The 20,022-nt window shown below is 71.7% G+C and carries 20 protein-coding genes and 1 tRNA gene; 11 read left to right on the forward strand and 10 right to left on the reverse strand.

Annotated elements, in window-relative coordinates; translation table 11 throughout:
* Positions 1–35 precede the first annotated feature (35 nt).
* The gene (locus ACFQS7_RS21700; RefSeq protein WP_380069228.1) at positions 36–2,450 is read right to left on the reverse strand and encodes an ATP-binding protein; all 2,415 of its coding nucleotides are present in this window, start codon (positions 2,448–2,450) and stop codon (positions 36–38) included.
* A gap of 193 nt (positions 2,451–2,643) precedes the next feature.
* Here ACFQS7_RS21700 and ACFQS7_RS21705 point away from each other — a divergent pair, with 193 nt between their 5' ends.
* Genes ACFQS7_RS21705 through ACFQS7_RS21720 form a run of 4 tightly spaced genes read left to right on the forward strand, consistent with a single transcriptional unit; the run spans position 2,644 to position 4,882 of the window.
* Complete coding sequence (locus ACFQS7_RS21705; RefSeq protein ID WP_380069229.1) at positions 2,644–2,775, forward strand: hypothetical protein; 132 nt, start codon at positions 2,644–2,646, stop codon at positions 2,773–2,775.
* On the forward strand, positions 2,772–3,512 hold the full coding sequence (locus tag ACFQS7_RS21710; protein ID WP_380069230.1) for a metal ABC transporter ATP-binding protein: 741 nt from the start codon (positions 2,772–2,774) through the stop codon (positions 3,510–3,512). The genes ACFQS7_RS21705 and ACFQS7_RS21710 overlap by 4 nt, the downstream gene beginning before the upstream one ends.
* Complete coding sequence (locus tag ACFQS7_RS21715) at positions 3,509–4,378, forward strand: metal ABC transporter permease (RefSeq protein ID WP_380069387.1); 870 nt, start codon at positions 3,509–3,511, stop codon at positions 4,376–4,378. Before ACFQS7_RS21710 ends, ACFQS7_RS21715 begins: the two co-directional genes overlap by 4 nt.
* 51 nt (positions 4,379–4,429) lie before the next feature.
* On the forward strand, positions 4,430–4,882 hold the full coding sequence (locus tag ACFQS7_RS21720; protein WP_380069231.1) for a cupin domain-containing protein: 453 nt from the start codon (positions 4,430–4,432) through the stop codon (positions 4,880–4,882).
* Positions 4,883–4,885: 3 nt separating this feature from the next.
* On the opposite strand, the gene ACFQS7_RS21725 is transcribed toward ACFQS7_RS21720, so the two are convergent.
* From ACFQS7_RS21725 to ACFQS7_RS21745, 5 genes are all read right to left on the reverse strand, one after another.
* Positions 4,886–6,481: an ABC transporter substrate-binding protein gene (locus tag ACFQS7_RS21725; RefSeq protein ID WP_380069232.1), complete on the reverse strand. Its 1,596-nt coding sequence runs from the start codon at positions 6,479–6,481 to the stop codon at positions 4,886–4,888.
* A 1-nt stretch (position 6,482) separates the two neighbouring features.
* Positions 6,483–7,319: a polysaccharide deacetylase gene (locus ACFQS7_RS21730; RefSeq protein ID WP_380069233.1), complete on the reverse strand. Its 837-nt coding sequence runs from the start codon at positions 7,317–7,319 to the stop codon at positions 6,483–6,485.
* A gap of 158 nt (positions 7,320–7,477) precedes the next feature.
* The gene (locus ACFQS7_RS21735; protein ID WP_380069234.1) at positions 7,478–8,266 is read right to left on the reverse strand and encodes an SDR family NAD(P)-dependent oxidoreductase; all 789 of its coding nucleotides are present in this window, start codon (positions 8,264–8,266) and stop codon (positions 7,478–7,480) included.
* A complete protein-coding gene (locus ACFQS7_RS21740) occupies positions 8,259–9,092 on the reverse strand; it encodes an SDR family NAD(P)-dependent oxidoreductase (RefSeq protein ID WP_380069235.1) in 834 nt (277 codons plus the stop codon). Before ACFQS7_RS21740 ends, ACFQS7_RS21735 begins: the two co-directional genes overlap by 8 nt.
* 3 nt (positions 9,093–9,095) lie before the next feature.
* On the reverse strand, positions 9,096–10,001 hold the full coding sequence (locus ACFQS7_RS21745; protein WP_380069236.1) for a DMT family transporter: 906 nt from the start codon (positions 9,999–10,001) through the stop codon (positions 9,096–9,098).
* A gap of 116 nt (positions 10,002–10,117) precedes the next feature.
* On the opposite strand from ACFQS7_RS21745, the gene ACFQS7_RS21750 reads away from it, so the two are divergent.
* A complete protein-coding gene (locus ACFQS7_RS21750; RefSeq protein ID WP_380069237.1) occupies positions 10,118–10,957 on the forward strand; it encodes a metallophosphoesterase family protein in 840 nt (279 codons plus the stop codon).
* Complete coding sequence (locus ACFQS7_RS21755; protein WP_380069238.1) at positions 10,954–11,637, forward strand: molybdate ABC transporter substrate-binding protein; 684 nt, start codon at positions 10,954–10,956, stop codon at positions 11,635–11,637. Before ACFQS7_RS21750 ends, ACFQS7_RS21755 begins: the two co-directional genes overlap by 4 nt.
* Before the next feature lie 110 nt (positions 11,638–11,747).
* On the opposite strand, the gene glnA is transcribed toward ACFQS7_RS21755, so the two are convergent.
* Both glnA and ACFQS7_RS21765 read right to left on the reverse strand, forming a co-directional pair.
* Positions 11,748–13,169 carry a type I glutamate--ammonia ligase gene (gene glnA / locus ACFQS7_RS21760; RefSeq protein ID WP_380069239.1) on the reverse strand — a complete coding sequence of 474 codons (1,422 nt, stop codon included), beginning with the start codon at positions 13,167–13,169 and terminating at the stop codon, positions 11,748–11,750.
* A gap of 247 nt (positions 13,170–13,416) precedes the next feature.
* Positions 13,417–13,755 (reverse strand): P-II family nitrogen regulator, encoded by a 339-nt coding sequence (locus tag ACFQS7_RS21765; RefSeq protein WP_380069240.1) that lies wholly within the window; start codon positions 13,753–13,755, stop codon positions 13,417–13,419.
* A 356-nt stretch (positions 13,756–14,111) separates the two neighbouring features.
* Here ACFQS7_RS21765 and ACFQS7_RS21770 point away from each other — a divergent pair, with 356 nt between their 5' ends.
* The 3 genes from ACFQS7_RS21770 to ACFQS7_RS21780 all read left to right on the forward strand — a co-directional run bounded on the left by ACFQS7_RS21770 (position 14,112) and on the right by ACFQS7_RS21780 (position 16,283).
* A complete protein-coding gene (locus ACFQS7_RS21770) occupies positions 14,112–15,305 on the forward strand; it encodes an aminotransferase (protein WP_380069241.1) in 1,194 nt (397 codons plus the stop codon).
* A 48-nt stretch (positions 15,306–15,353) separates the two neighbouring features.
* Positions 15,354–15,429 (forward strand) — tRNA-His (locus ACFQS7_RS21775).
* Between the two features lie 68 nt (positions 15,430–15,497).
* Complete coding sequence (locus tag ACFQS7_RS21780) at positions 15,498–16,283, forward strand: SDR family NAD(P)-dependent oxidoreductase (protein WP_380069242.1); 786 nt, start codon at positions 15,498–15,500, stop codon at positions 16,281–16,283.
* Positions 16,284–16,399: 116 nt separating this feature from the next.
* Here ACFQS7_RS21780 and ACFQS7_RS21785 read toward each other — a convergent pair whose 3' ends face one another.
* Positions 16,400–16,753, reverse strand: a complete 354-nt coding sequence (locus tag ACFQS7_RS21785; protein ID WP_380069243.1) for a hypothetical protein — start codon at positions 16,751–16,753, stop codon at positions 16,400–16,402.
* A 152-nt stretch (positions 16,754–16,905) separates the two neighbouring features.
* Here ACFQS7_RS21785 and ACFQS7_RS21790 point away from each other — a divergent pair, with 152 nt between their 5' ends.
* On the forward strand, positions 16,906–17,718 hold the full coding sequence (locus ACFQS7_RS21790; protein WP_380069244.1) for an aspartate dehydrogenase: 813 nt from the start codon (positions 16,906–16,908) through the stop codon (positions 17,716–17,718).
* Between the two features lie 14 nt (positions 17,719–17,732).
* The gene (locus ACFQS7_RS21795; protein WP_380069245.1) at positions 17,733–18,839 is read left to right on the forward strand and encodes an MFS transporter; all 1,107 of its coding nucleotides are present in this window, start codon (positions 17,733–17,735) and stop codon (positions 18,837–18,839) included.
* Position 18,840: 1 nt separating this feature from the next.
* Here ACFQS7_RS21795 and ACFQS7_RS21800 read toward each other — a convergent pair whose 3' ends face one another.
* The gene (locus ACFQS7_RS21800) at positions 18,841–19,911 is read right to left on the reverse strand and encodes a hypothetical protein (protein ID WP_380069246.1); all 1,071 of its coding nucleotides are present in this window, start codon (positions 19,909–19,911) and stop codon (positions 18,841–18,843) included.
* Between the last annotated feature and the right edge of the window lie 111 nt (positions 19,912–20,022).

Consider the following 20,022-nt stretch of genomic DNA (forward strand, 5'->3'; position numbering starts at 1 on the left):
GGGAGGGGACATACCTGTCCCTCTCCAAACTTTCTTCACCCCCGCTGCCGCCGCCCGAGCAACGCCGCCACCTGGTCGGCCAGCCGCGCCCCCGTCACCGGCTTGCGCAGCAGGGTGAAGCCGCCATCGATCCGCTGCCCCACCGCCAGCGCTGCCGCGTCGCCGGCATAGCCGGTGACCAGGATGGCCGGCAGGCCGGGCCGGACGCGGCGTGCCTCGCGGATCAGGGTGACGCCGTCGATCCCCTCCATCGCCAGGTCGGAGACGAGCACGTCACAGCCCATCCCGCCCGCCAGCAGGGCCAGTGCCGCGGCACCATCCACCGCTTCGGTCACCTTGTAGCCGGCATCGGCAAGCTGGGTCGCCAGCACCTCCCGCACCACCGGCTCGTCGTCCACCAGCAGCACCCGGGCGCAGCGGGTTGGGATGGTGATGTCCTCGGTCGCCAGCGGCAGGCTGGGCACTGCCTCGGCCAGCGACATGGCCGGCAGCCAAAGCGCGATGCGCGTGCCGCAGCCCGGCTTGCTCTCGATCGTCATCCGCCCGCCCGAGCCCTCGGCGAAGCTCCGCGCCATCGCCAGGCCAAGGCCGGTACCGCGGCCGACCGGCTTGGTGGTGAAGAAAGGCTCGCCTGCCCGGGCCAGGGTCGCGGCGGTCATCCCCGCGCCGGTGTCGGCCACCGTCACCCGGATGTAGTCGCCGGATGCCAGACCGCTCGCATCGCCCGGCGCCAGCGTCACCGGCTCGGCCACCAGGGTCAACCTTCCGCCGCCTTCCATGGCGTCGCGCGCATTGGTCGCCAGGTTGAGCAGCACGGTTTCGAACTGGCCGCGATCGGCCAGCACCGAGGCGAGGCCCGCCGACGCCTCCACCTCCACCCGGATGCCGGCGCCGAGGGTCGCCGCCAGGACCTCCCGCAGACCGACCAGCAGGGCGCCGACATCGAGCCGGTCGGCGCGCAACTCCTCCCGCCGCGAGAAGGCGAGCAGCCGGCGGGTGATCGACTGGCCGCGCTGCGCGGCTTCTTCCACCATCCCGGTCAGCCGCGCCACCGCGGCCGGGTCGCCGGCCCGCTTGGCGATCAGCGCGACGCCGCCCAGCACCGCCTGGAGCACGTTGTTGAAGTCATGCGCGATGCCGCCGGCGAGCTGGCCGACCGCCTGCAGCTTCTGCGCCTGCAGCAGCGCCGCTTCGGTGTTGCGGCGTTCCTGGACCTCGGCCTCCAGCCGCGCATTGGCCTGGCGCAGCGCCTGGGTGCGGTCGGCGACGCGGTCCTCCAGCAGCTGGGCGTGGTGGCGCAGCTCCTCCTCGCGCTGCTGCAGCGCCACCGCCATGCGGTTGAAGGCGCCGGCGAGCTGGCCGAATTCGGAATGCCGCGCAGCACCCGAGGCGCGCGCCGCCAGGTCGCCGGCGCGCCAGCGGCGGGCGGCCTGCAGCAGCGCGTCGGTGGGCGCTGCGATGAAGCGCCGGGCGACCAGCAAGGTGAGGCTCAGCGCCAGCAGGGTGCCGACGCCGGCGATCACCACCCCACGCACCAGCGCGCGCTTGATGTCGCGCAGCAGCTCCTGCTCCTCGAAGCCGATCACTGCGGCGACGCCGTGGTTCTCCGGGGTCGGCGGCGAATAGCCGATCAGTCGGTCGGCGCCGTCGATGCTGCGCAGCCGCAGGTTGCCCGGCACCAGGCTTTGCAGCAACGGCATCGCCGCAGGGGGAAAGGCACGGCCGACGAACTCGGTATGCCGCTGGTCGCGCGCCAGGATGATCCCGTCGGCATCCGCCAGGGTCAGCACGGAGGAGGCGACGAAGGGCGAGCCTTCCCGCTTCATCCGCTGCAGCGCCTGTTCCAGCCAGCCAAGCTCGAGCGCCGCGACCAGCGTGCCGCCGCCGGCCGGGGTATCGGTGATGACCGGCAGGAAGAAGGGCAGCACGCCATCCGCGCTGGCGCTGGTCCTGGCATAGCGGCCGGCGCCGAACCCGGTGGCGGCGCGGGCGGCGGCGACCCAGCCGGATGCGGCATCCAGCGTGGCGAGGTCGGGGTCGGAGGCGCAGGCGATCCGCCCGGCGGGATCCACCAGGGCGATGAAGGCATAGCCCGGGGCATGCCGCCGCAGCCGGGCAAGCTGGCCGTCGCAGCCCGGCTCGAGTCGCTGCAGCTCCTGGCTCTCGGTCGCGGCGCCGAGCAGGATGCGGGCGCCCTGGGCGATGCCGTCCAGGTTGCCGGCGAGCAGCTGGGCCTGCTGGATGGTCAGGTCGGCGAGCTGCGCCTTGCGTTCCGACCACTGGCTCCAGGCGATGGCCACCTGCATGGCCAGGATCGGGAGCAGGGAGGTGGCGATGATGAGGATGAGGCGGGTCGAGAGCCGCATGCCGCCGGGGCGCAGCCACCAGTTGACGGACAGGCCCGGCCGTGGAGCGGGCGGCGCTGTGCCACGCGCATCATTGGTGCTCAAGGCATGGCGCATGATGGGACATGAAGTCCTGGTTGAAAATCACTGATATCGTAACCGTTTCCAGGATAAAATCTTCTCACGGCGCCGAGAGACACCGCTACCGCATGCAAGGCGGGCTGTCACCTCGCGTATACAATCCCCCGGTGCATGCGACGGCTTGCCTGTGGCGGGGCGGGTGTTATGTAATAACATCATGTCGTCCTCCCGACCCTGGTTCCTCGTCGATCCGCTCGCCCTGTCGTCCAGTGCCGCCGCGCGGCTGGGGCTGGGGGCTGGCGTGGCGGCGGTGCTCTGGCTGGCGGTCGCCTGGGCCATGGCGGCATGAACCCGGCCGAGATCCGCCTGACCGACCTCACCGTCTCCCATGCCAGGCGGCCGGCGGTGCATCATGTCTCGGGCCGCTTCATGCCGGGTAGCCTGACCGCGGTGGTCGGGCCGAACGGCGCCGGCAAGTCCACCCTGCTGCGCGCGCTGGCCGGGCTGCACCGGCCGGAGGCGGGCCGGATCGAGGGTGCCGCCGGGCAGGTCGCGCTGCTGCCGCAGGCCGCGGCGCTCGACCGCGGATTCCCCATCGGCTGCCTCGACGTCGTGCTGTTCGGCCTGTGGGGCGAGACGGGCGCCTTCCGCGCCATCGGCCGGGCCGGTCGCGACCGCGCCGCGGCGGCGCTGGCCGCGGTGGGGCTCGATGGCTTCGCCGCGCGGCCGGTCGGCAGCCTTTCGGCCGGGCAGTTCCAGCGGGTGCTGTTCGCCCGGCTGCTGCTGCAGGATGCGCCGGTGATCCTGCTGGACGAGCCCTTCAACGCGCTCGATGCCCGCACCGCGGCCGACCTGCTGGCCATGGTGCATCGCTGGCATGGCGAGGGGCGCACCGTGGTCGCGGTGCTGCACGACCTCGACCTGGTCCGCCGCGAATTCCCCGACACCCTGCTGCTGGCGCGCGATTGCCTCGGCTGGGGGGCGACCGGCGAGGTTCTGACCGCGGCCAACCGGTTGCGTGCGCGGATGATGGCCGAGGCCTGGTCGGCCGAGCCCGAGGCCTGCGAGCGGCGGGACGCCGCCTGATCCTCGACCTGCTGTTCACGCCCTTCCTCGACTACGGCTTCCTGCGGCGGGCGCTGGTCGGGTGCCTGGCGCTGTCGGTGGCGGCGCCGGTGCTCGGCCTGTTCCTGATGCTGCGCCGGATGAGCCTGACCGCCGACGTGCTGGGGCATGGCATCCTGCCCGGCGTCGCGGCCGGCTTCCTGCTGGCCGGGCTGTCGCTGCCGGCCATGGCGGCCGGCGGGCTGGTCGCGGGCCTCGCGGTCGCGGTTGGGGCAGGGGCCCTGTCGCGGGCGACCGGCGGGCGGGAGGATGCCTCGCTGGCGGCGCTCTACCTGGTGGCGTTGGCGGCGGGCGTGGCGATGGTGTCCTGGCGCGGCGGGGCGGTCGAGCTCACCAACCTGCTGTTCGGCAGCGTGCTGGGGGTGGACGACGCGGCGCTGCTGCTGATGGCGGGCAGCGCCACCGTCACGCTGGGCGCGCTGGCGCTGGCCTGGCGGCCGCTGGTGCTGGAATGCTTCGATCCCGGCTTCGCCCAGGCGGTCGGCGCGCGGGGCGCCTGGTGGCACATGGGCTTCCTGGCCCTGGTGGTGCTGAACCTGATCGCCGCCTTCCAGGCGCTGGGCACGCTGATGGCGGTGGGGCTGATGATGCTGCCGGCGATCGCCGCGCGGCACTGGGCGCGCAGCGTCGGCGGCATGGCCTATGCGGCGGTGGGAATCGCGGCCTGCAGCGCCTATGCCGGGCTGCTGCTGTCCTTCCATGCCGACGTGCCGAGCGGGCCTGCCGTGGTGCTGGCGGCGGGACTGTGCTGGCTGGTCTCCACGGCGTGCGGCCCGGTGGACGGGCTGCTTGGCCGGCTGCTGCGGCGGCCGCATCTGGCGGGGTGAAGCGCGGGCGGCGTCCGGGCTAGGCTGCTGCCGTCCAGGAAGGAGCCAGCCATGCCTGACCTTGCCCCCATCATTCGCCTGCCCGGGGAAGGCACGCCCAACCACGCCTTCGGCGAGCGGCTGATCCGCATCCGCTCCAGCGAGACCGCCGGCCGCTTCGCGCTGATCGAGGAGCCGGTGCCGCCGGGCTGGGGACCGCCGCTGCACGTGCACCAGCGGGAGGACGAATTCTTCCAGGTGCTGGCCGGGACGTTCCGCTTTCGCTGCGGCGATGCGGTGCTTCAGGGCGGGGCCGGAACGGCGGCCTTCCTGCCGCGCGGCATCCCGCACGGCTTCCGCAACATCGGCGCCACGACGGGACGGCTGCTGGTCGGCCTCACCCCCGGCGGCTTCGAGGGGTTCTTCGAGGAGGCGGCGGCTGCCGGCGCCGCCGACGCGGCGGCGGCCGAGGCGATCGCGGCGCGCTACGGCGTGACCTATCTCGGGCCGCCGCTGCCGGCCTGACGCCTACTTCGTCCGCTCGATGTTCCACATCACCGGGAAGCCGAAGTCGATCACGCCCTTCAGCTCTGCGCGCCAGACCGCCGGGCTGCGGAACTGCCCGTCCATCGGGAAGGTGACGTTCTCGATCGCCAGCGTCTGCAGCTCGGCCGCCAGTGCCTTGCGCTGCGCCGGGTCGCTGGACGCCACATAGCGGTCCAGCACCGGCTTCATCGCCTCGACGCAATAGCCCCAGGGCTGGTTGTTGGTGCAGTTGTAGCCGATGGCGACGTTCGACAGCGGGTCGGACAGGTCGAATCCGGTATAGATCACCGGCACCAGGTTCCAGCCGCCGCGCTCGATCGGCTCCCGCGCCACCCAGCGGCCGGCGATGGAGGACCAGTCGCCGGCCTGCACATCCAGGTTGAAACCGGCGCGCTTGAGCCTGTCGATCACCACCATGGCCATCGGGTTGATCAGCGCGCTGTCGGCCGGCTGCAGCAGGACGATGCGTTCGTTGGCGTAGCCGGCCTCCTTCAGCAGCGCCTTCGCGCGGTCGAGGCTCGGCGCGCGGATGATGTCGCCGCCGGCCTCGTTCGAATAGATCGTGCCGCACATGTAGACCGAGAGGCAGTCGGGCGAGGTCATCTCGGCCGGCAAGCCATGCGCCGCGACGATCTCGGTGCGGTCGAGCGCCGCCTGCAGCGCGCGCCGCATGGTGACGTTGTTGAAGGGCGCCAGGTGGTGGTTGATCGAGACGCCGCCCATGATCTGGCTGATGCCGCCGGCCTGGGAGATCACCAGGTTGCGGTCGCGCTTGAAGCGCGGCAGGTAGTCGAAGGGCGCGTATTCCAGGTAGTCCACCTCGCCCTGGGTCAGCGCCGCGGCGCGCAGCGAGACATCGGGCAGGGTGACGAATTCCACGCGCTCGACCAGTGGGCGCTTGCCGCCGGCGAGGCCGTCCGCCGCTTCCTCGCGCGGGCGATAGGCCGGGTTGCGGCGGAAGAAGGTCTTCTCGCCGGGGACCCATTCGTCCTTCAGGAACAGGAAGGGGCCGCTGCCGACAACCTCCTTCACCGCCTGGGTCGGCGGCGTCGCATCGGCGATGCGGGCCGGCATGACGAAGGGGACGTGGACGCTCGGCTTGCCCAGCGCCTCGATCACATGGCCGAAGGGCTGGGCGAGCTCGAGGACGAAGCTGGAGGCATCGAGGATGCGGATCTCCTTCGTCGCCGCCATCAGCCGACGCCCGATCGAGTCGCGCTGGCCCCAGCGCTTGATGGACGCGACGGCGTCCCCGGCCGTGACCGGCGTGCCGTCATGGAATTCGAGGCCGGGGCGCAGCTTGAAGGTCCAGGCCATCCGGTCCGCGCTGGGCGTCCAGGATTCCAGCATCTGCGGCCGGTATTCGCCCTTGCCGTCCATGGCGACCAGGGTGTCGTAGACCATGTAGGCGAAGTTGCGCGTGACGAAGGACGGGCTGGCGATCGGGTCGAGGTTCTGCAGCCCGACATTCACCACCAGGCGCAGCGGCCGCTCGCGCGGCTGGGCCGATGCGGCGCCGGCCGCCAGTGTGAGCGCGGTGGCAGCCAGCAGGCCGCGCCAGATGCGGTGCCTCATCATCTCAGCGGCCTTCGTGATGGGTGGCCCAGGCCTCGGCGACCTGCGAGCAGTTGGCGAACCAGACGCCGGGGAATTCGCGCATCCAGGCGATCATCTCGCGCAGCAGCGCGATGCGGCTGGGCCGGCCGCTGACCTGCGGGTGCATGACCAGGTTGTAGGTGCCGCCCCAGCGGTGGATCTCCTGGAATTCGGCCTGGAAGATCTCCTTCAAATGGCTGTTCGGGAAGATCGGCCGCGGCCCCTTGATCGAGAACAGCGCATAGGGCGCGTCGTCCAGGCTCCAGTGCCAGGGCAGCTCGATCGGCCCGGGGCGGCCGTCCGGCATGCTGTGGCGATAGGGGTTGATGTCGTCGAGCAGCGAGGAGTTGTAGACGAAGCCGTGCTTGTCGAGCAGGCGGATGAGGTTCTCGCTAGTCTCGCCGGCGGGCGAGCGGTAGCCCTTCGGCACCACGCCGAGCTTCGACTTCAGCGCATGCAGCCCGCGCTCCATCTCCTCGACCTCCTTGGCGGTGTCGTCGAGCGCGATCCATTCATGGCTGTAGCTGTGGTGGCCGATCTCGTGCCCGGCCTCGAGGATCATCTCGCAGCGGCCGGTGTGGTTCTCGACCGTCCAGCCGGGGATGAAGAAGGTGGCGGGGACGCCGGCATCCTCCAGCGTCTCGAGGATCTTCGGCACGCCGACCTTGGCGCCGTACTTCCCCTGGCTGAGGATGCCGGGGCGGCGGTGGTTCTCCGGGTCGCGCGCCATCCACAGCGTCTCGGCGTCGAAGTCGAAGGTCAGCATCACGGCGACCCGGGCGCCGTTCGGCCAGTTCACGCGCATGTCGAAGGCAGGCATGGCTCGCTCCGTTCAGGGACGGCAAGGTTGGGGAGGAAAGCATGTCCTCCCCAATCCCACCTTTGTTGTTTGTGAGTCGGCACCGACCGCGCGGCCGATGCCAAGCCCACGGAAATAGAGGAGGGGTCCAGGGAGGATACCGCCTCCCTGGCCTTGCCTTACCCCCTCGGAAAAGACGTCATTCCTTCATCATCCGGCGGCACATGCCGCCCCGCCAGCCAGCCGCCATCCACCGCGATCACCTGGCCGGTGACGTAGGAGGCATCTGCCGAGGCGAGGAAGGCGATCACCGCCGCCACCTCCTCGGGCCTGGCGGCGCGGCGCAGCGGCGTCGGCGCCAGCACCGCGCGGCGGTAGTAGTCGCGCGCCAGATGGCCCTCTGTCATCGCCGTCTCGATCACCCCGGGCGCGACGGCATTGACCATGATGCCGGCCGGGCCGAGCTCGGCCGCGAGCTGGCGCGTCAGCTGCGCCACGCCGGCCTTGGCGACGGCATAGGCGGTGGTGCCGGGCACGCCGGCGATGCCGAAGGTGGAGGACACCGAGACGATGCGCCCGCCCGGCCGCGGCAGGTGCGGCAGCATGGCGCGGGTGACGCGCAGCACGGATTTCAGGTTGGTGTCGATGAAGCGGTCGATCAGGTCGTCGTCGGACTCCGCCAGCGGCTTCGAGCCGCCGATGCCGGCATTGTTCACCAGGATGTCGATGCGGCCGAAGGCATCCACCGCGGCCTGGACGAGACGCTCGCCGGCGCCGCGCGCCACCAGGTCGATCTCCAGCGGCACGCCGCCGAGCGCCGCCGCCGTCGCCGCGACCTCCGGCAGCCGGTCCGCCAGCAGCACGCGCGCGCCATCGGCGGCGAGTCGCGCGGCGGTCGCAGCGCCGATGCCGCGCGCCGCGCCGGTGACGATGGCGACGCGGCCGGCGAAGCGGGTGGGGTCAGGCAAGGCGCCCTCCATCGACCGGAATGGCAGTGCCGGTGATGAAGCCGGCGCCGTCGGACAGCAGGAACAGCACCGTCTCCGCCACTTCCTCCGCGGTGCCGAAGCGGCCCATCGGATGGCGGGCGCGGAAGGCGGCCTCGCGCGCCGCGCGGGCGCTGGCGTCGCCGGCCGAGGCGAAGGTCGCCTCCAGCATCGGCGTCTCGATCGAGCCGGGGCAGACGCAATTGACCCGGATGCCCTCGGCCGCATGGGTCAGCGCCAGGCTTTTCGTCAGCATCACCACCGCGCCCTTGCTGGCGGAATAGGCGGGCAGGGTGGCCGAGCCGGCGATCCCGGCGGTCGAGGCGAAGAGCACCATCGCCCCGCCGCCCGCCGCGCGCATGGACGGCAGCAGCGCCCGCACCGTCAGCCAGGATCCCTTGACGTTGACGGCGAAGAGCCGGTCCCACTCGGCTTCCGTCACCGCCTCGACCGGCTTGGCCGGGCCGAGCATGCCGGCGGCGGCGACGAGCAGGGAAACGTGGCCGAGCGCCGCCGCGGCCTGCGCGGCGGCTTCGAGATCGGTGGCCGAGGTGACGTCGCCGGCGAAGGTCGCGGCACCGGGGCAGAGCGCGGCGGTCCCGGCCAGTCCCGCCGCGTCGCGGTCGAACAGCAGCAGCGCCGCGCCGTCGCGTGCCAGCCCCGCCGCCGTGGCGCGGCCAAGGCCCGAGGCGGCGCCGGTGACGAAGCCGACGCGTCCCGCGAACCGTCCGGCCACTCCGCCCTGCGCCATCGCCTCGCTCCCGCGCTGCACCGCCGTGATGGTGCGGCCATCCGGCGGGAGCGGCAAGCCTCAGGCGCGCGTCGCCAGCCGCTCGCGCGCCCGCACCCGTTCGCGGTGCACGGTGTAGAGCCCGCTGCCGATGATCACCGCCGCACCCAGCAGCGTCCCGCCATCCGGCACCGCGGCGAAGATCAGCCAGCCGAGCGTGGTCGAGAACAGCAGCTGCACGTAGGAGAACGGCGCCAGCACCGAGGCCGCCGCCTGCCGGTAGGCCAGGATGACGACGTATTGCCCGAGCGAGGAGCAGATGCCGTGCGCCAGGCCGAGCCCGAGCTGCGCCAGGTCCGGCACCACGAAGCCGAAGGGGACCAGGGTCGAGAGGATGACCAGCCCGGTGCCGGCCGACCACAGCACCGTCGTCTCGGTGCGGTCGCCCGCGCCCATGCGGCGGGTGATGACGATGGTCGCCGCCCAGCACAACGCCGAGGCCAGGGGGAACAGCGCCGCCGACTGGATCGCGCCGCTGCCCGGGCGGATGACGATCAGCACGCCGAGGAAGCCGGCCGCGACGGCCGCCCAGCGCCGCAGGCCGACCTTCTCGCCGAGGAAGACGATCGACAGCGCGGTGACGAAGCCGGGCGAGATATAGGTGATCGCCGTGGCTTCCGCGATCTGCAGATGCCCCAGCCCGGCCACGAAGAGCACGGCGGAACCCACCAGCGTGACGCCGCGCAGCAGTTGCAGGCGCAGCCGCTTCGGCCGTTGCCGCAGCACCCGGCCATGCGCCGCCAGCCCCACCGCCAGCACGACGAAGACGATGTAGCGCAGCCAGGCGATCTCCACCGCCGGCAGGCCCTGCAGCCGGAGCAGCTTCGCCATGGCATCGGAGACCGAGAACAACACCACGGAGGCGACGATGAGGAGGATGCCGCGCAGCACCCGTTCGGGCGCCGCGTCGGTGGTGGTCGCGCTCAATGCGGTGTCCTTGCCGGCGACTCCAGCATAGGGCGTGGGTCGGGCGAAGTCCCGCGATCCGCGCTTCACGATTCTTCCCGTGCTAGCGTTCCCGGCAAAGCCGGGGAGGGCGCCCTGTGACCACCATCCTGCAGATCTCGGACACGCATCTCTCGCCGCGGACGCCGCTGTTCCGGCGGAACCTGGCACTGCTCGGCACCTGGGCGGCGACGGCGCGGCCCGACCTGATCGTGGTGACCGGCGACCTGTCGCTGGATGGCGCCGACCGGGACGCGGACCTGGAATTCGCCGCCGGCCTGCTGCGCGCCCTGCCGGCGCCGCTGCTGGTGCTGCCGGGCAACCACGATGTCGGCAGCGACCCGCGCACCATGCCGACCCAGCCGGTCGACGCGGCGCGGCTGGCCCGCTTCCGCCGGCTGGCCGGGGCGGACATGTGGGCGCAGGACCTGCCGGGCTGGCGGCTCGTCGGGCTGAACACCGAGATCATGGGTACCGACCTGGCGGAAGAGGCGGCGCAGGCCGGCTTCATCGCGGACGTCGCCGCCGGCATCGGCGATCGCCGCCTCGTCGTCTTCCTGCACACCCCGGCCTTCACCTCCGCGCCGGACGATCCGGCTTTCGACTACTGGTCGGTGGCGCCGGAAGCGCGGGCCGCGCTGCGCCCGTTGCTCCATCATCCCGGGCTGCGCCTGGTCGGTTCCGGCCACCTGCACCTGCACCACCAATTCGCCCGCGGCGCGGTGCGCTATGCCTGGGCGCCGCCGGTCTCCTTCCTGTGTGAGCCGGAGACGCAGCCGGGCCTGCCGGGGGAGCGGCTGCCCGGCGCGCTGCTGCACCGGCTCGGCGTGGATGCGGCGGAGACCGCCCTGGTCTCGCCGGCGGGGATCGAGCATCACTGGCTGGCCGCGGTGCGGCCCGAAACCTATCCACGCCGGGACGAGGACGCCTCTGCATGAACACCCCACCGATCCGTGTCCTCTCGACCCTTGGCGTGCTCGGCGTGGTGCGGGACCTGCTGCCGGCGGCGGAGGCGGCGGGCTACCGACCGGAGATCCGCTTCGACCCCACCGCCCGGCTGGTGGCGGCGATCGAGGCGGGGGAGCGGGCCGACATCGCCATCCTGACCGCCGAGGGGATCGCGGCGCAGGCGGCCGCCGGCGTGCTGGACGGCGCGAGCCGGGTCGATCTCTGCCGCTCCTCGGTCGGTGTCGCGGTGCGGGCCGGTTCGCGGCATCCGGACATCTCGACGCCGGAGGCCTTCCGCGCCGCGCTGCTGGCGGCGCCGACGCTGGCCTATTCCCGCGCCGGGGCCAGCGGCATCTTCTTCGCCGGGCTGATCGAACGCCTGGGCATCGCGGCAGAGGTGAATGCCAAGGCGACCGTCATCCCGCAGGGCTTCACCGCGGAATTGTCGGCGCGCGGCGAGGTGGTGCTGGCGATCCAGCAGGTCAGCGAGCTGATGGCGGTCGAGGGCGTCGAGATCGTCGGCCCGGTGCCGGAGGCGATCAACACCCGCGCGGTCTTCGCGGGGGCGTTGTTCGCCGGCGCCGATCCACGGGCGGCGGCGTTGCTGGAATGGCTGGCCGCGGCGCTGACGCCGGACCTGCTGCGCGCCGGCGGGCTGGAGCCGGCCTGAAACGAGAAAGGCCCCGCCGTCGCCGGCGGGGCCCTCCCTTGCCGGGGCTGGCGGTTCACGCCGCGGGCAAAGCCCCCGCGGCGATCGCGGCCCCGGGCCGATCCGGTGGATCAGACCGAGTAGTACATCTCGAACTCGACCGGGTGCGGGGTGTGCTCGAAGCGGTAGACCTCCGACCACTTCAGCTCGATGTAGGACTGGATCTGGTCGACGCTGAACACGCCGCCTTCCAGCAGGAAGTCGTGGTCGGCCTCGAGCGCACCCAGCGCCTCGCGCAGCGAGCCGCACACCGTCGGGATGCCCTTCAGCTCCTCGGGCGGCAGGTCGTAGAGGTCCTTGTCCATCGGGTCGCCCGGATGGATTCGGTTCTTGATGCCGTCCATCGCCGCCATCGCCAGCGCCGCATAGGCGAGATAGGGGTTCGCCGAGGCATCCGGGAACCGCACCTCGACCCGCTTGGCCTTCGGGCTGGTGGTGTAGGGGATGCGGCAGGACGCCGACCGGTTGCGGGCCGAATAGGCCAGCAGCACCGGGGCCTCGAAGCCCGGGATCAGCCGCTTGTAGCTGTTGGTCGAGGGGTTGGTGAAGGCGTTCACCGCCTTGGCGTGCTTGATGATGCCGCCGATGGCGTAGAGGCACATCTCCGACAGGTCGGCATAGCCGTTGCCGGCGAACAGCGGCTTGCCTTCCTTCCAGATGGACAGGTGGGTGTGCATGCCCGAGCCGTTGTCGCCGTAGATCGGCTTCGGCATGAAGGTCGCGGTCTTGCCGTAGCTGTGGGCGACGTTGTGGACGCAGTACTTGTAGATCTGCATCTGGTCGGCCATCGTCGTCAGCGTGCCGAACTTGGTGCCCAGCTCGTGCTGCGACTGCGCCACCTCGTGGTGGTGCTTCTCGATCGGCAGGCCCATCTCGCCCATGGTCGAGAGCATCTCGGCGCGCAGGTCGACGTCGCCGTCCACCGGGGCCACGGGGAAGTAGCCACCCTTGACGCCCGGGCGGTGGCCCATGTTGCCTTCCGGATACTCCTTCATGTTGGAGCCGGGACCCTCGACGCTTTCGAGGAAATGGCTGGCGAAGTTGCCGCCGGTGCCGAAGCGGACGCTGTCGAACACGAAGAACTCGGCCTCGGCGCCGACCAGGATCGTGTCGCCGACGCCGGAGGAGGCGACATAGGCCTCGGCCAGCTTGGCGGTCGCGCGCGGGTCGCGGGCGTAGAACTGGCCGGTCGAGGGCTCGATGATGTCGCAGAACAGGATCAGCTGCGGCTTGGCGCTGAACGGGTCCATGCAGGCATTCACCGGATCCGGCATCAGGATCATGTCGGACTCGTTGATCGCCTTCCAGCCGGCGATGGACGACCCGTCGAACATGATGCCGTCGACGAAGGTGTCCTCATCGACCGTGGAGATGTGCTGGGCGGTGTGCTGCCACTTGCCGCGCGGATCGGTGAAGCGGAAATCGACGTATTCGACGCTGTGCTCCTTGATCATTTCCATGACCTTGGAGATGGCGGCTGCCTTGTCTGCCATGTAACCTGTACCCCTGACTGGTCCCGGAAGCCCTTGCGGACCTCCCCTTCGCCCCCTCGGCGCGGCGCACGCCGCGACCCGCGCCCAAGGCCGCCCTATGGCCGCCTGGTGCCCGGGTGTTCGCCGCGAACCGTGGGCTCGTCCCGGCCGCGGCGTGTATTCGGCATCCTGGCCCCGGCCATGCCGGCCGGATCAGGGCACCGCTTTGCGCATGCGGCCAGCCCCCGGCTGGCCGCATGCCGATCGATCAGACCGCGTCCTCGCCCCGTTCGCCGGTGCGGATGCGGATGACTTCCTGGATCTCCGAGATGAAGATCTTGCCGTCGCCGATGCGGCCGGTGCGCGCGGCCTGCTGGATCGCCTCGACGGCACGGTCGACAAGGTCGTCGGTGCAGACGACCTCGATCTTCACCTTCGGCAGGAAATCCACGACGTATTCGGCCCCACGGTAGAGTTCCGTATGGCCCTTCTGGCGCCCGAAGCCCTTGGCTTCGACGACGGTAAGCCCCTGCAGTCCGATCTCGTGCAGGGCATCCTTCACCTCGTCGAGCTTGAAGGGCTTGATGATGGCCTCGATCTTCTTCATCGGCTCCGCTTTGCGTTCCGGCGATGGCCTAGGTTCCGAAGTCGTCCCGGCATGACGCTTCCTCCGCCCGTTCCGCCCAATCCGGCGGTGCCGGCCGAGGGTGTTTTGCACGCCCCGTGCCACGGGTTCAATCGGCCGGCGGGGCGAAATCCACCGGTTTGTGCCTGATTCGCGCCTATGACGGCGGCAATCTGCTTATCAGAACGGCAAACGCCGTTCCGGCCGCGGCTTGCGGCGGGGAAATCCGGCCCGCATGATGGCGCGCAGCCAGGGGCAGGCGTTCCAAGGTCGCAAAAAAGCGCCTAGGCACCACGCCGACTCCATCTCTCCGATCCATCGAAAAGGGCAAGGGCGGAATGCAGCCCCAGAACAGCCTGCTGTCGGCCACCGGCACCACCATCTTCACCGTCATGAGCGCCCTGGCGCTGGAACACGGCGCGATCAACCTCGGCCAGGGCTTCCCCGACTACGACGGGCCGGACGACGTCATCGAGGCCGCCGCCGCCGCGCTGAAGGACGGCCGCAACCAGTATCCGCCGCTGACCGGGGTGCCGGAGCTGCGCCAGGCGGTCGCCGCCCATGCGCGGCGCTTCTACGGCATCGAGGCCGATCCGAATGCCGAGGTCATCGTCACCTCGGGCGCCACGGAGGCGATCACCGCCTGCCTGATGGCGGTGCTGAACCCGGGCGACGAGTGCGTGCTGATCGAGCCGCTGTACGACACGTACCTGCCGGTGGTGAAGCTCCTGGGCGCCGTCCCGAAGCTGGTCCGGCTGAACCCGCCGGACTGGGCATTGCCGCGGGCCGAGCTCGCCGCGGCCTTCGGGCCGAAGACCAAGGCCATCCTGTTCAACTCCCCGATGAACCCGACCGGCAAGGTCTTCACGGCGGCCGAGCTGGCCTTCGTCGCCGAACTCCTGCAGCGGCACGACTGCTACGCCATCTGCGACGAGGTCTACGAGCACCTGACCTTCGACGGCGCGAAGCACATCCCGCTGATGACGCTGCCGGGCATGCGCGAGCGCTGCATGCGGATCGGCAGCGCCGGCAAGACCTTCAGCCTGACCGGCTGGAAGGTCGGCTACATCACCTGCGACCGGTCGCTGGCGCCGAACGTCGCCAAGGCGCACCAGAACCTCACCTTCACCACCCCGCCCAACCTGCAGCGCGGCGTGGCGGTCGGGCTGCGGAAGGACGACGCCTACTTCGCCGGCCTGTCGGCGCACCTGGAGGCCAAGCGCGACCGGCTGGCGAGGGGCCTGGCCGAGATCGGCTTCGACGTGCTGCCGGCGCAGGGATCCTACTTCATCACCACCGATTTCCGCCCGCTCGGCTTCAACGGCGACGACGTGGCCTTCTGCCGGACCATCACCGAGGAGGCGAAGGTGACCGCCATCCCGGTGACCGCCTTCTATGCCTCGGCCGATGCGCCCAGCCACTACGCCCGCTTCGCCTTCTGCAAGGGGGAGGCGGTGATCGATGCGGCGCTGGACCGGCTGCGGGGCTGGGTGGAATCCCGCGGTCGGCAGTTGACGGCAGCCGCCGGCTAGCCGTATTCCCACCCCCGTCGCGGCGCCAACCGCGGCGGGTGTCGTGTGGCGGCCTTAGCTCAGCTGGCAGAGCGTCGGCTTGTGGTGCCGAATGTCGCGGGTTCGAGCCCCGTAGGTCGCCCCATCCCCCCCTCCTTTCGCCATCCGCCGCCTGACGGCAGGATGCGCGGTATCCAAGGGGGAGACATATCCATGCAGCTTTCACTGAACGGGCGGGCCGCGCTGATCACCGGCGGCTCCAAGGGCCTGGGCCTGGCCATCGCCAAGGCCTTCGCCGTCGCCGGCGGCAAGGTCGCCATCGTCGCCCGCAGCGCCGAGCAGCTTGCCGCCGCCGAAGCTGAGATCGGGGCGGCGGCGCCTGGCGCCCAGGTCCTCGCCGTCCCGGCCGATATCAGCACCGCCGCAGGCTGCGAGGCCGCCTACGCCGCCGCCGAGGCGGCCTTCGGCCAGGTCGACATCCTGATCAACAATGCCGGCACCAGCCAGCGCGCCCCCTTCCTCGAGGTCTCGGATGCGCTCTGGCAGAATGACCTCGACCTGAAGCTGTTCGCCGCGATCCGGCTCGGCCGGCTGGTCTGGCCGGGGATGCAGGCGCGCAAATGGGGCCGGATCATCAATGTGCTGAACACCGGCGCGAAGGCGCCGCCGGCCGAGGGCGCCCCGACCGCCGTCACCCGCGCCGCCGGCATGGCACTGACCAAGGTGCAGGCGAACGAGGGGGCGAAACATAACATCCTGGTCAATGCGATGCTGGTCGGGCTGATCGACAGCGACCAGCATCGCCGCCGCCACGCGGCGAGCAAGACCAACGAGAGCTACGAGGAATGGCTGGGCAAGCTGGGCGCGGCACTGCCCATGGGGCGCTACGGCAAGGCGGAGGAATTCGCCGCGACCGCGCTGTTCCTGTGTTCGGAGGGCGGCGGGTATATCGCCGGCGTGGCGCTCAACGTCGATGGCGGGCGCAGCCCGGTCGTCTGAGCAAGCGAGGCCGGGGAGACGCTGTTCTCCCCGGACCCCGCATCGATCTTTGTTGGTGGACCCGGCAACGGCGAAGGGGGGTCGGGGGAAATGCCTTCCCCCGACCGTTCGTTTTTCTACCGGTTGCGCGGGTTGGCGCCCGAGGTGTTCGACCCGGTGGCCCGGTCATAGGCGCGTTCGGCCGCCGTGCCCGGCGGATTTCCCCGCGTGCCGTCCGACTGCGCCGGATAGGCGCCCGAAGTGTTGGTGCCGACCGCCCTGTCCAGCGCCCGCTCCGCCGCGGTCCCGGCCGGGTTGTTGCCGGTGCCGTCGGCGCTGGTGCGCGGCGCGTCGGTCGCCTTGTCGTAGGCGCGCTGCATGGCGGTGCTCGGTGGGTTGCCGCGGCTGCCGTCGCGGGTGTTGTCGCAGGCGGCGAGCGTGGTCAGCATCGCGGCAGCGGCAAGGCCGCGCAGCAGGGGGGTGACATGCATGGAAGGCGTACTCCTCGGTCTGTTCCGGACCTGCGTCTTGGCTGGTCGTTCCGCCTAGCGCGGCACGTCCCCCAAGGTTCCGTTCAACCTCTCGTCCCGCCGCCCGGCTTCTGCTAACCGCGGCGCCTGGCACACGGCGCGAAGGACTTCCCATGGCGGGCGAATTGACGGTGGCGATCGGCGGGCTGGGTGCGATCGGCGCGCATCTCGCCCGTGCCCTGGATGCGGGCGTCGAGGGGCTGCGCCTGGTCGCGGTCGCGGCGCGCGACCAGGACAAGGCGCGGCGCACCGTGGCCGGTTTCCGGGCGCCGCCGAAGCTGGCCGGGCTGGCGGAGCTTGCCGAACTGGCCGATATCGTGGTCGAGGCCGCCCCCGCCGCGGTCTTCGAGCAGATCGCCGAGGCGGCGATCGCCCGCGGCCGCATCTTCGTGCCCTCCTCCGTCGGCGCGCTGCTGCCGCGGATGCAGCTGGTGTCGCGGGCGCGGGAGACCGGGGCGCGCATCGTGGTGCCGACCGGCGCGCTGCTCGGGCTGGATGCGGTGCGGGCCGCGGCCGAGGGCAGGGTCGAGAGCGTGACCATCGAGACCCGCAAGCCGCCGCGCGGCCTCGAAGGCGCGCCCTATCTGGTCGAGCACGGGATCGACGTCCTCGCCATCACCACGCCGAGGATCGTGTTCAAGGGCAATGCCTTCGACGCCGCCAAGGGCTTTCCCGCCAACGTGAACGTCGCCGCCGCCCTGGCGCTGGCCGGCATCGGGCCGGAGCGGACGATGGTGGAGATCTGGGGCGACCCGACGGTGACCCGCAACACCCACACCATCCGGCTGGAGGCCGAGACGGTGCGGCTGACCATGACGATCGAGAACGTGCCGTCGGAGGAGAACCCGCGCACCGGCAAGATCACGCCGCTGTCGATCCTCGCCTGCCTGCGCGGGCTGACCTCGACGCTGAAGGTCGGCTCCTAGTCCGGCGCCGCCGGGTGCCGCTGCTCGTCTTCGCCTATATCGCCTTCATCGGCCTCGGCCTGCCGGATCCCCTGCCGGGGACGCTCTGGCCGGTGTTGCGGCCCGATTACGGCCGGCCGGTGGCGGCGCTCGGCGCCCTGCTCCTGGCGGTCTCGGCCGGGACCATGGCGGCCAGCATCCTGTCCGGCCGCGCCATCGCCGCCTTCGGCACCGGCGGCGTGCTGGCGGCCAGCGTCGGGCTGACGGCGCTCGCCGCCCTCGGCGCGGCCCTGGCGCCGCCCTGGTGGATGCTGGTGGCGCTGGCGCTGCTGTCGGGGCTCGGCGCCGGGGCGGTGGATGCGGCGATGAACGTCTTCGCCGCGGCGCGCTTCCAGCCGCGCCACCTGAACTGGATGCACGCCTGCTGGGGCATCGGCGCCACCCTGAGTCCGGCCATCGCCACCGGCCTGCTGGCATCCGGGGCCTCCTGGCGGGCGGTCTACCTCACCATCGGCCTCATGCTGGCGGCGCTGGCCCTGGCCTTCCTGCTGACCCGGGCGCGCTGGGGTGGGCCGGAGGCGGCGGGGCCGCGGCTGCCGGCGCTGGCGGTGCTGCGCAATCCCATGGCACGACGGCAGATCGCTGCCTTCTTCCTCTATTGCGGGGTGGAGGCCGGCACCGGCCAATGGCTGGCCACCATCCTGGTCGATGCCCGCGGCGCCGGCCCGGCGGCCGCCGGCGCGGCGACGGCGGTCTTCTGGGCGGCGCTGGCGCTGGGCCGCATCGGGCTTGGCTTCGTGGTGGACCGGATGGGGCCGGACCGCATGCTGCGCTGGGCGGTGCTGGTGGCGGCGCTGGCTTCGGCCGGCTTCGCCCTGGCGCCGGCGGGATGGGACCTAGCCGCGGCCGGGTTGCTGGCGGTGGCGCTGGCGCCGCTTTACCCCACCCTGATGGCGCTGACGCCGGCCCGGCTGGGCGCGGCGGCGGCGACCCATGCGGTGGGGTTCCAGGTGGCGGCGGCGACGCTCGGCGCGGGGCTGCTGCCGGCGCTGCTGGGGCTGGCGCCGATCACCTGGGTGCCGGCGCTGCTGGCGGGGCTGGCGGTGGCGCTGGCGGTGCTGGTGCGGCGGATCGCGCGGTGAGTCAGCCAGGGGAGGCCGGCGTCGTCGCCGCGCCGACCGCCAGCCCGGCCTTGACCACCGGCTGGCCGGCGCCGCGCGCCGCGGCGGCCTCGCGCGGGCTCAGGCCGCTGCTGCGGATGCGGGCCAGCTTCTGCAGCGTGTCGAACCAGAAGGGCGCGCCGAACACGGTGGAGGAGGCGGCGATGACCCAGCCGCAGATCAGCAGCAGGACCACCTGCACCCGCTCGGACGCGTCCGGCACGCGGAAATTGGCCCAGCCGAAGGGCAGGCTCTTCGACCAGACGCCGTAGAGGCTGTCGTAGAGTTCCTGCTGGGCGGCGGCCCGCGCCTGGCTGGTCGCCTCGGGGTCCGCCGTGGCATCGGACTCCCCGGTGCCGGGCGCCGCCGCCAGGGTGCCAGGCATCGGCTTCGCCGCCGGGGTGCTGGATGCCGCTTCGATGGTCCTGCGCGCCTGTTCGGCGATCGAGCCGGAGAGCCCGGGCTGCACCCAGAGCTGGCGCGCGATGGTCAGCGCATCGACGTTCATCGCCCCGGCCAGCGCCAGCGCCAGGCAGAAATTCCAGGCCTGCACCTTGCGCTTGTAGCCGCCGCTGAGGCGGTCCATGGCGCTGTCGAACCAGGCGGCGAGGCCCGAGCGGAACTGGTCCACATCCCCCTTGGCCCGGGCCAGGAGGCCGTCCAGGAACTGCCGGAGCTGCGGGTTCTCGACCCTGGCCAGGGCGGCCTGCAGCGATGCCGTCGTCTGGTCCACCTGGCCCGGCAGGCTCAGCACGTCGGTCAGCGCGGCGGCGAATTGCGCCGGCTCGATATAGGTGGGCCGCTTGGCGTCGAGCGTGCCACCCGGGGCACCCGGCGAGAGCGGATTCACCGCCGCATGCGCCAGCACGTCCTTCGCCAGGCCCTGCAGCTTCGGGTCGTTCAGCATCTGCCGGAGCCCGGCTTCGAGCGTCGCCGCCCGCCAGCCGAGCGCGGAGGCAAAGGCTTCGACCATCGCCCCGGTCAGCAGGCTGAAGCTGCCGAAGGTCAAGGCGAGGCCGATGAACAGGTTGAGGATCGGATCGAGCGAAAGCATGGACGATATCCCCGGGCGGTGGCGCACGGGCCTCGTCTATCACCGCACGGTGGGGGCCTTCGTCCTGCGGCCTGTCCGGCCGTTCCGCGCAATGCCGCAGGACACAGTCCC

Source organism: Dankookia sp. GCM10030260 (genome assembly GCF_042666655.1).
Classification (GTDB): domain Bacteria; phylum Pseudomonadota; class Alphaproteobacteria; order Acetobacterales; family Acetobacteraceae; genus Paracraurococcus.

Bases quoted from the DNA above. Each gene is read 5' to 3' on its own strand.
- ACFQS7_RS21705 (WP_380069229.1), top strand. From the start codon at position 2,644: ATGTCGTCCTCCCGACCCTGGTTCCTCGTCGATCCGCTCGCCCTGTCG.
- ACFQS7_RS21710 (WP_380069230.1), top strand. From the start codon at position 2,772: ATGAACCCGGCCGAGATCCGCCTGACCGACCTCACCGTCTCCCATGCC.
- ACFQS7_RS21720 (WP_380069231.1), top strand. From the start codon at position 4,430: ATGCCTGACCTTGCCCCCATCATTCGCCTGCCCGGGGAAGGCACGCCC.
- ACFQS7_RS21725 (WP_380069232.1), bottom strand. From the start codon at position 6,481: ATGATGAGGCACCGCATCTGGCGCGGCCTGCTGGCTGCCACCGCGCTC.
- ACFQS7_RS21730 (WP_380069233.1), bottom strand. From the start codon at position 7,319: ATGCCTGCCTTCGACATGCGCGTGAACTGGCCGAACGGCGCCCGGGTC.
- ACFQS7_RS21755 (WP_380069238.1), top strand. From the start codon at position 10,954: ATGAACACCCCACCGATCCGTGTCCTCTCGACCCTTGGCGTGCTCGGC.
- glnA (WP_380069239.1), bottom strand. From the start codon at position 13,169: ATGGCAGACAAGGCAGCCGCCATCTCCAAGGTCATGGAAATGATCAAG.
- ACFQS7_RS21765 (WP_380069240.1), bottom strand. From the start codon at position 13,755: ATGAAGAAGATCGAGGCCATCATCAAGCCCTTCAAGCTCGACGAGGTG.
- ACFQS7_RS21770 (WP_380069241.1), top strand. From the start codon at position 14,112: ATGCAGCCCCAGAACAGCCTGCTGTCGGCCACCGGCACCACCATCTTC.
- ACFQS7_RS21780 (WP_380069242.1), top strand. From the start codon at position 15,498: ATGCAGCTTTCACTGAACGGGCGGGCCGCGCTGATCACCGGCGGCTCC.
- ACFQS7_RS21785 (WP_380069243.1), bottom strand. From the start codon at position 16,753: ATGCATGTCACCCCCCTGCTGCGCGGCCTTGCCGCTGCCGCGATGCTG.
- ACFQS7_RS21790 (WP_380069244.1), top strand. From the start codon at position 16,906: ATGGCGGGCGAATTGACGGTGGCGATCGGCGGGCTGGGTGCGATCGGC.
- ACFQS7_RS21800 (WP_380069246.1), bottom strand. From the start codon at position 19,911: ATGCTTTCGCTCGATCCGATCCTCAACCTGTTCATCGGCCTCGCCTTG.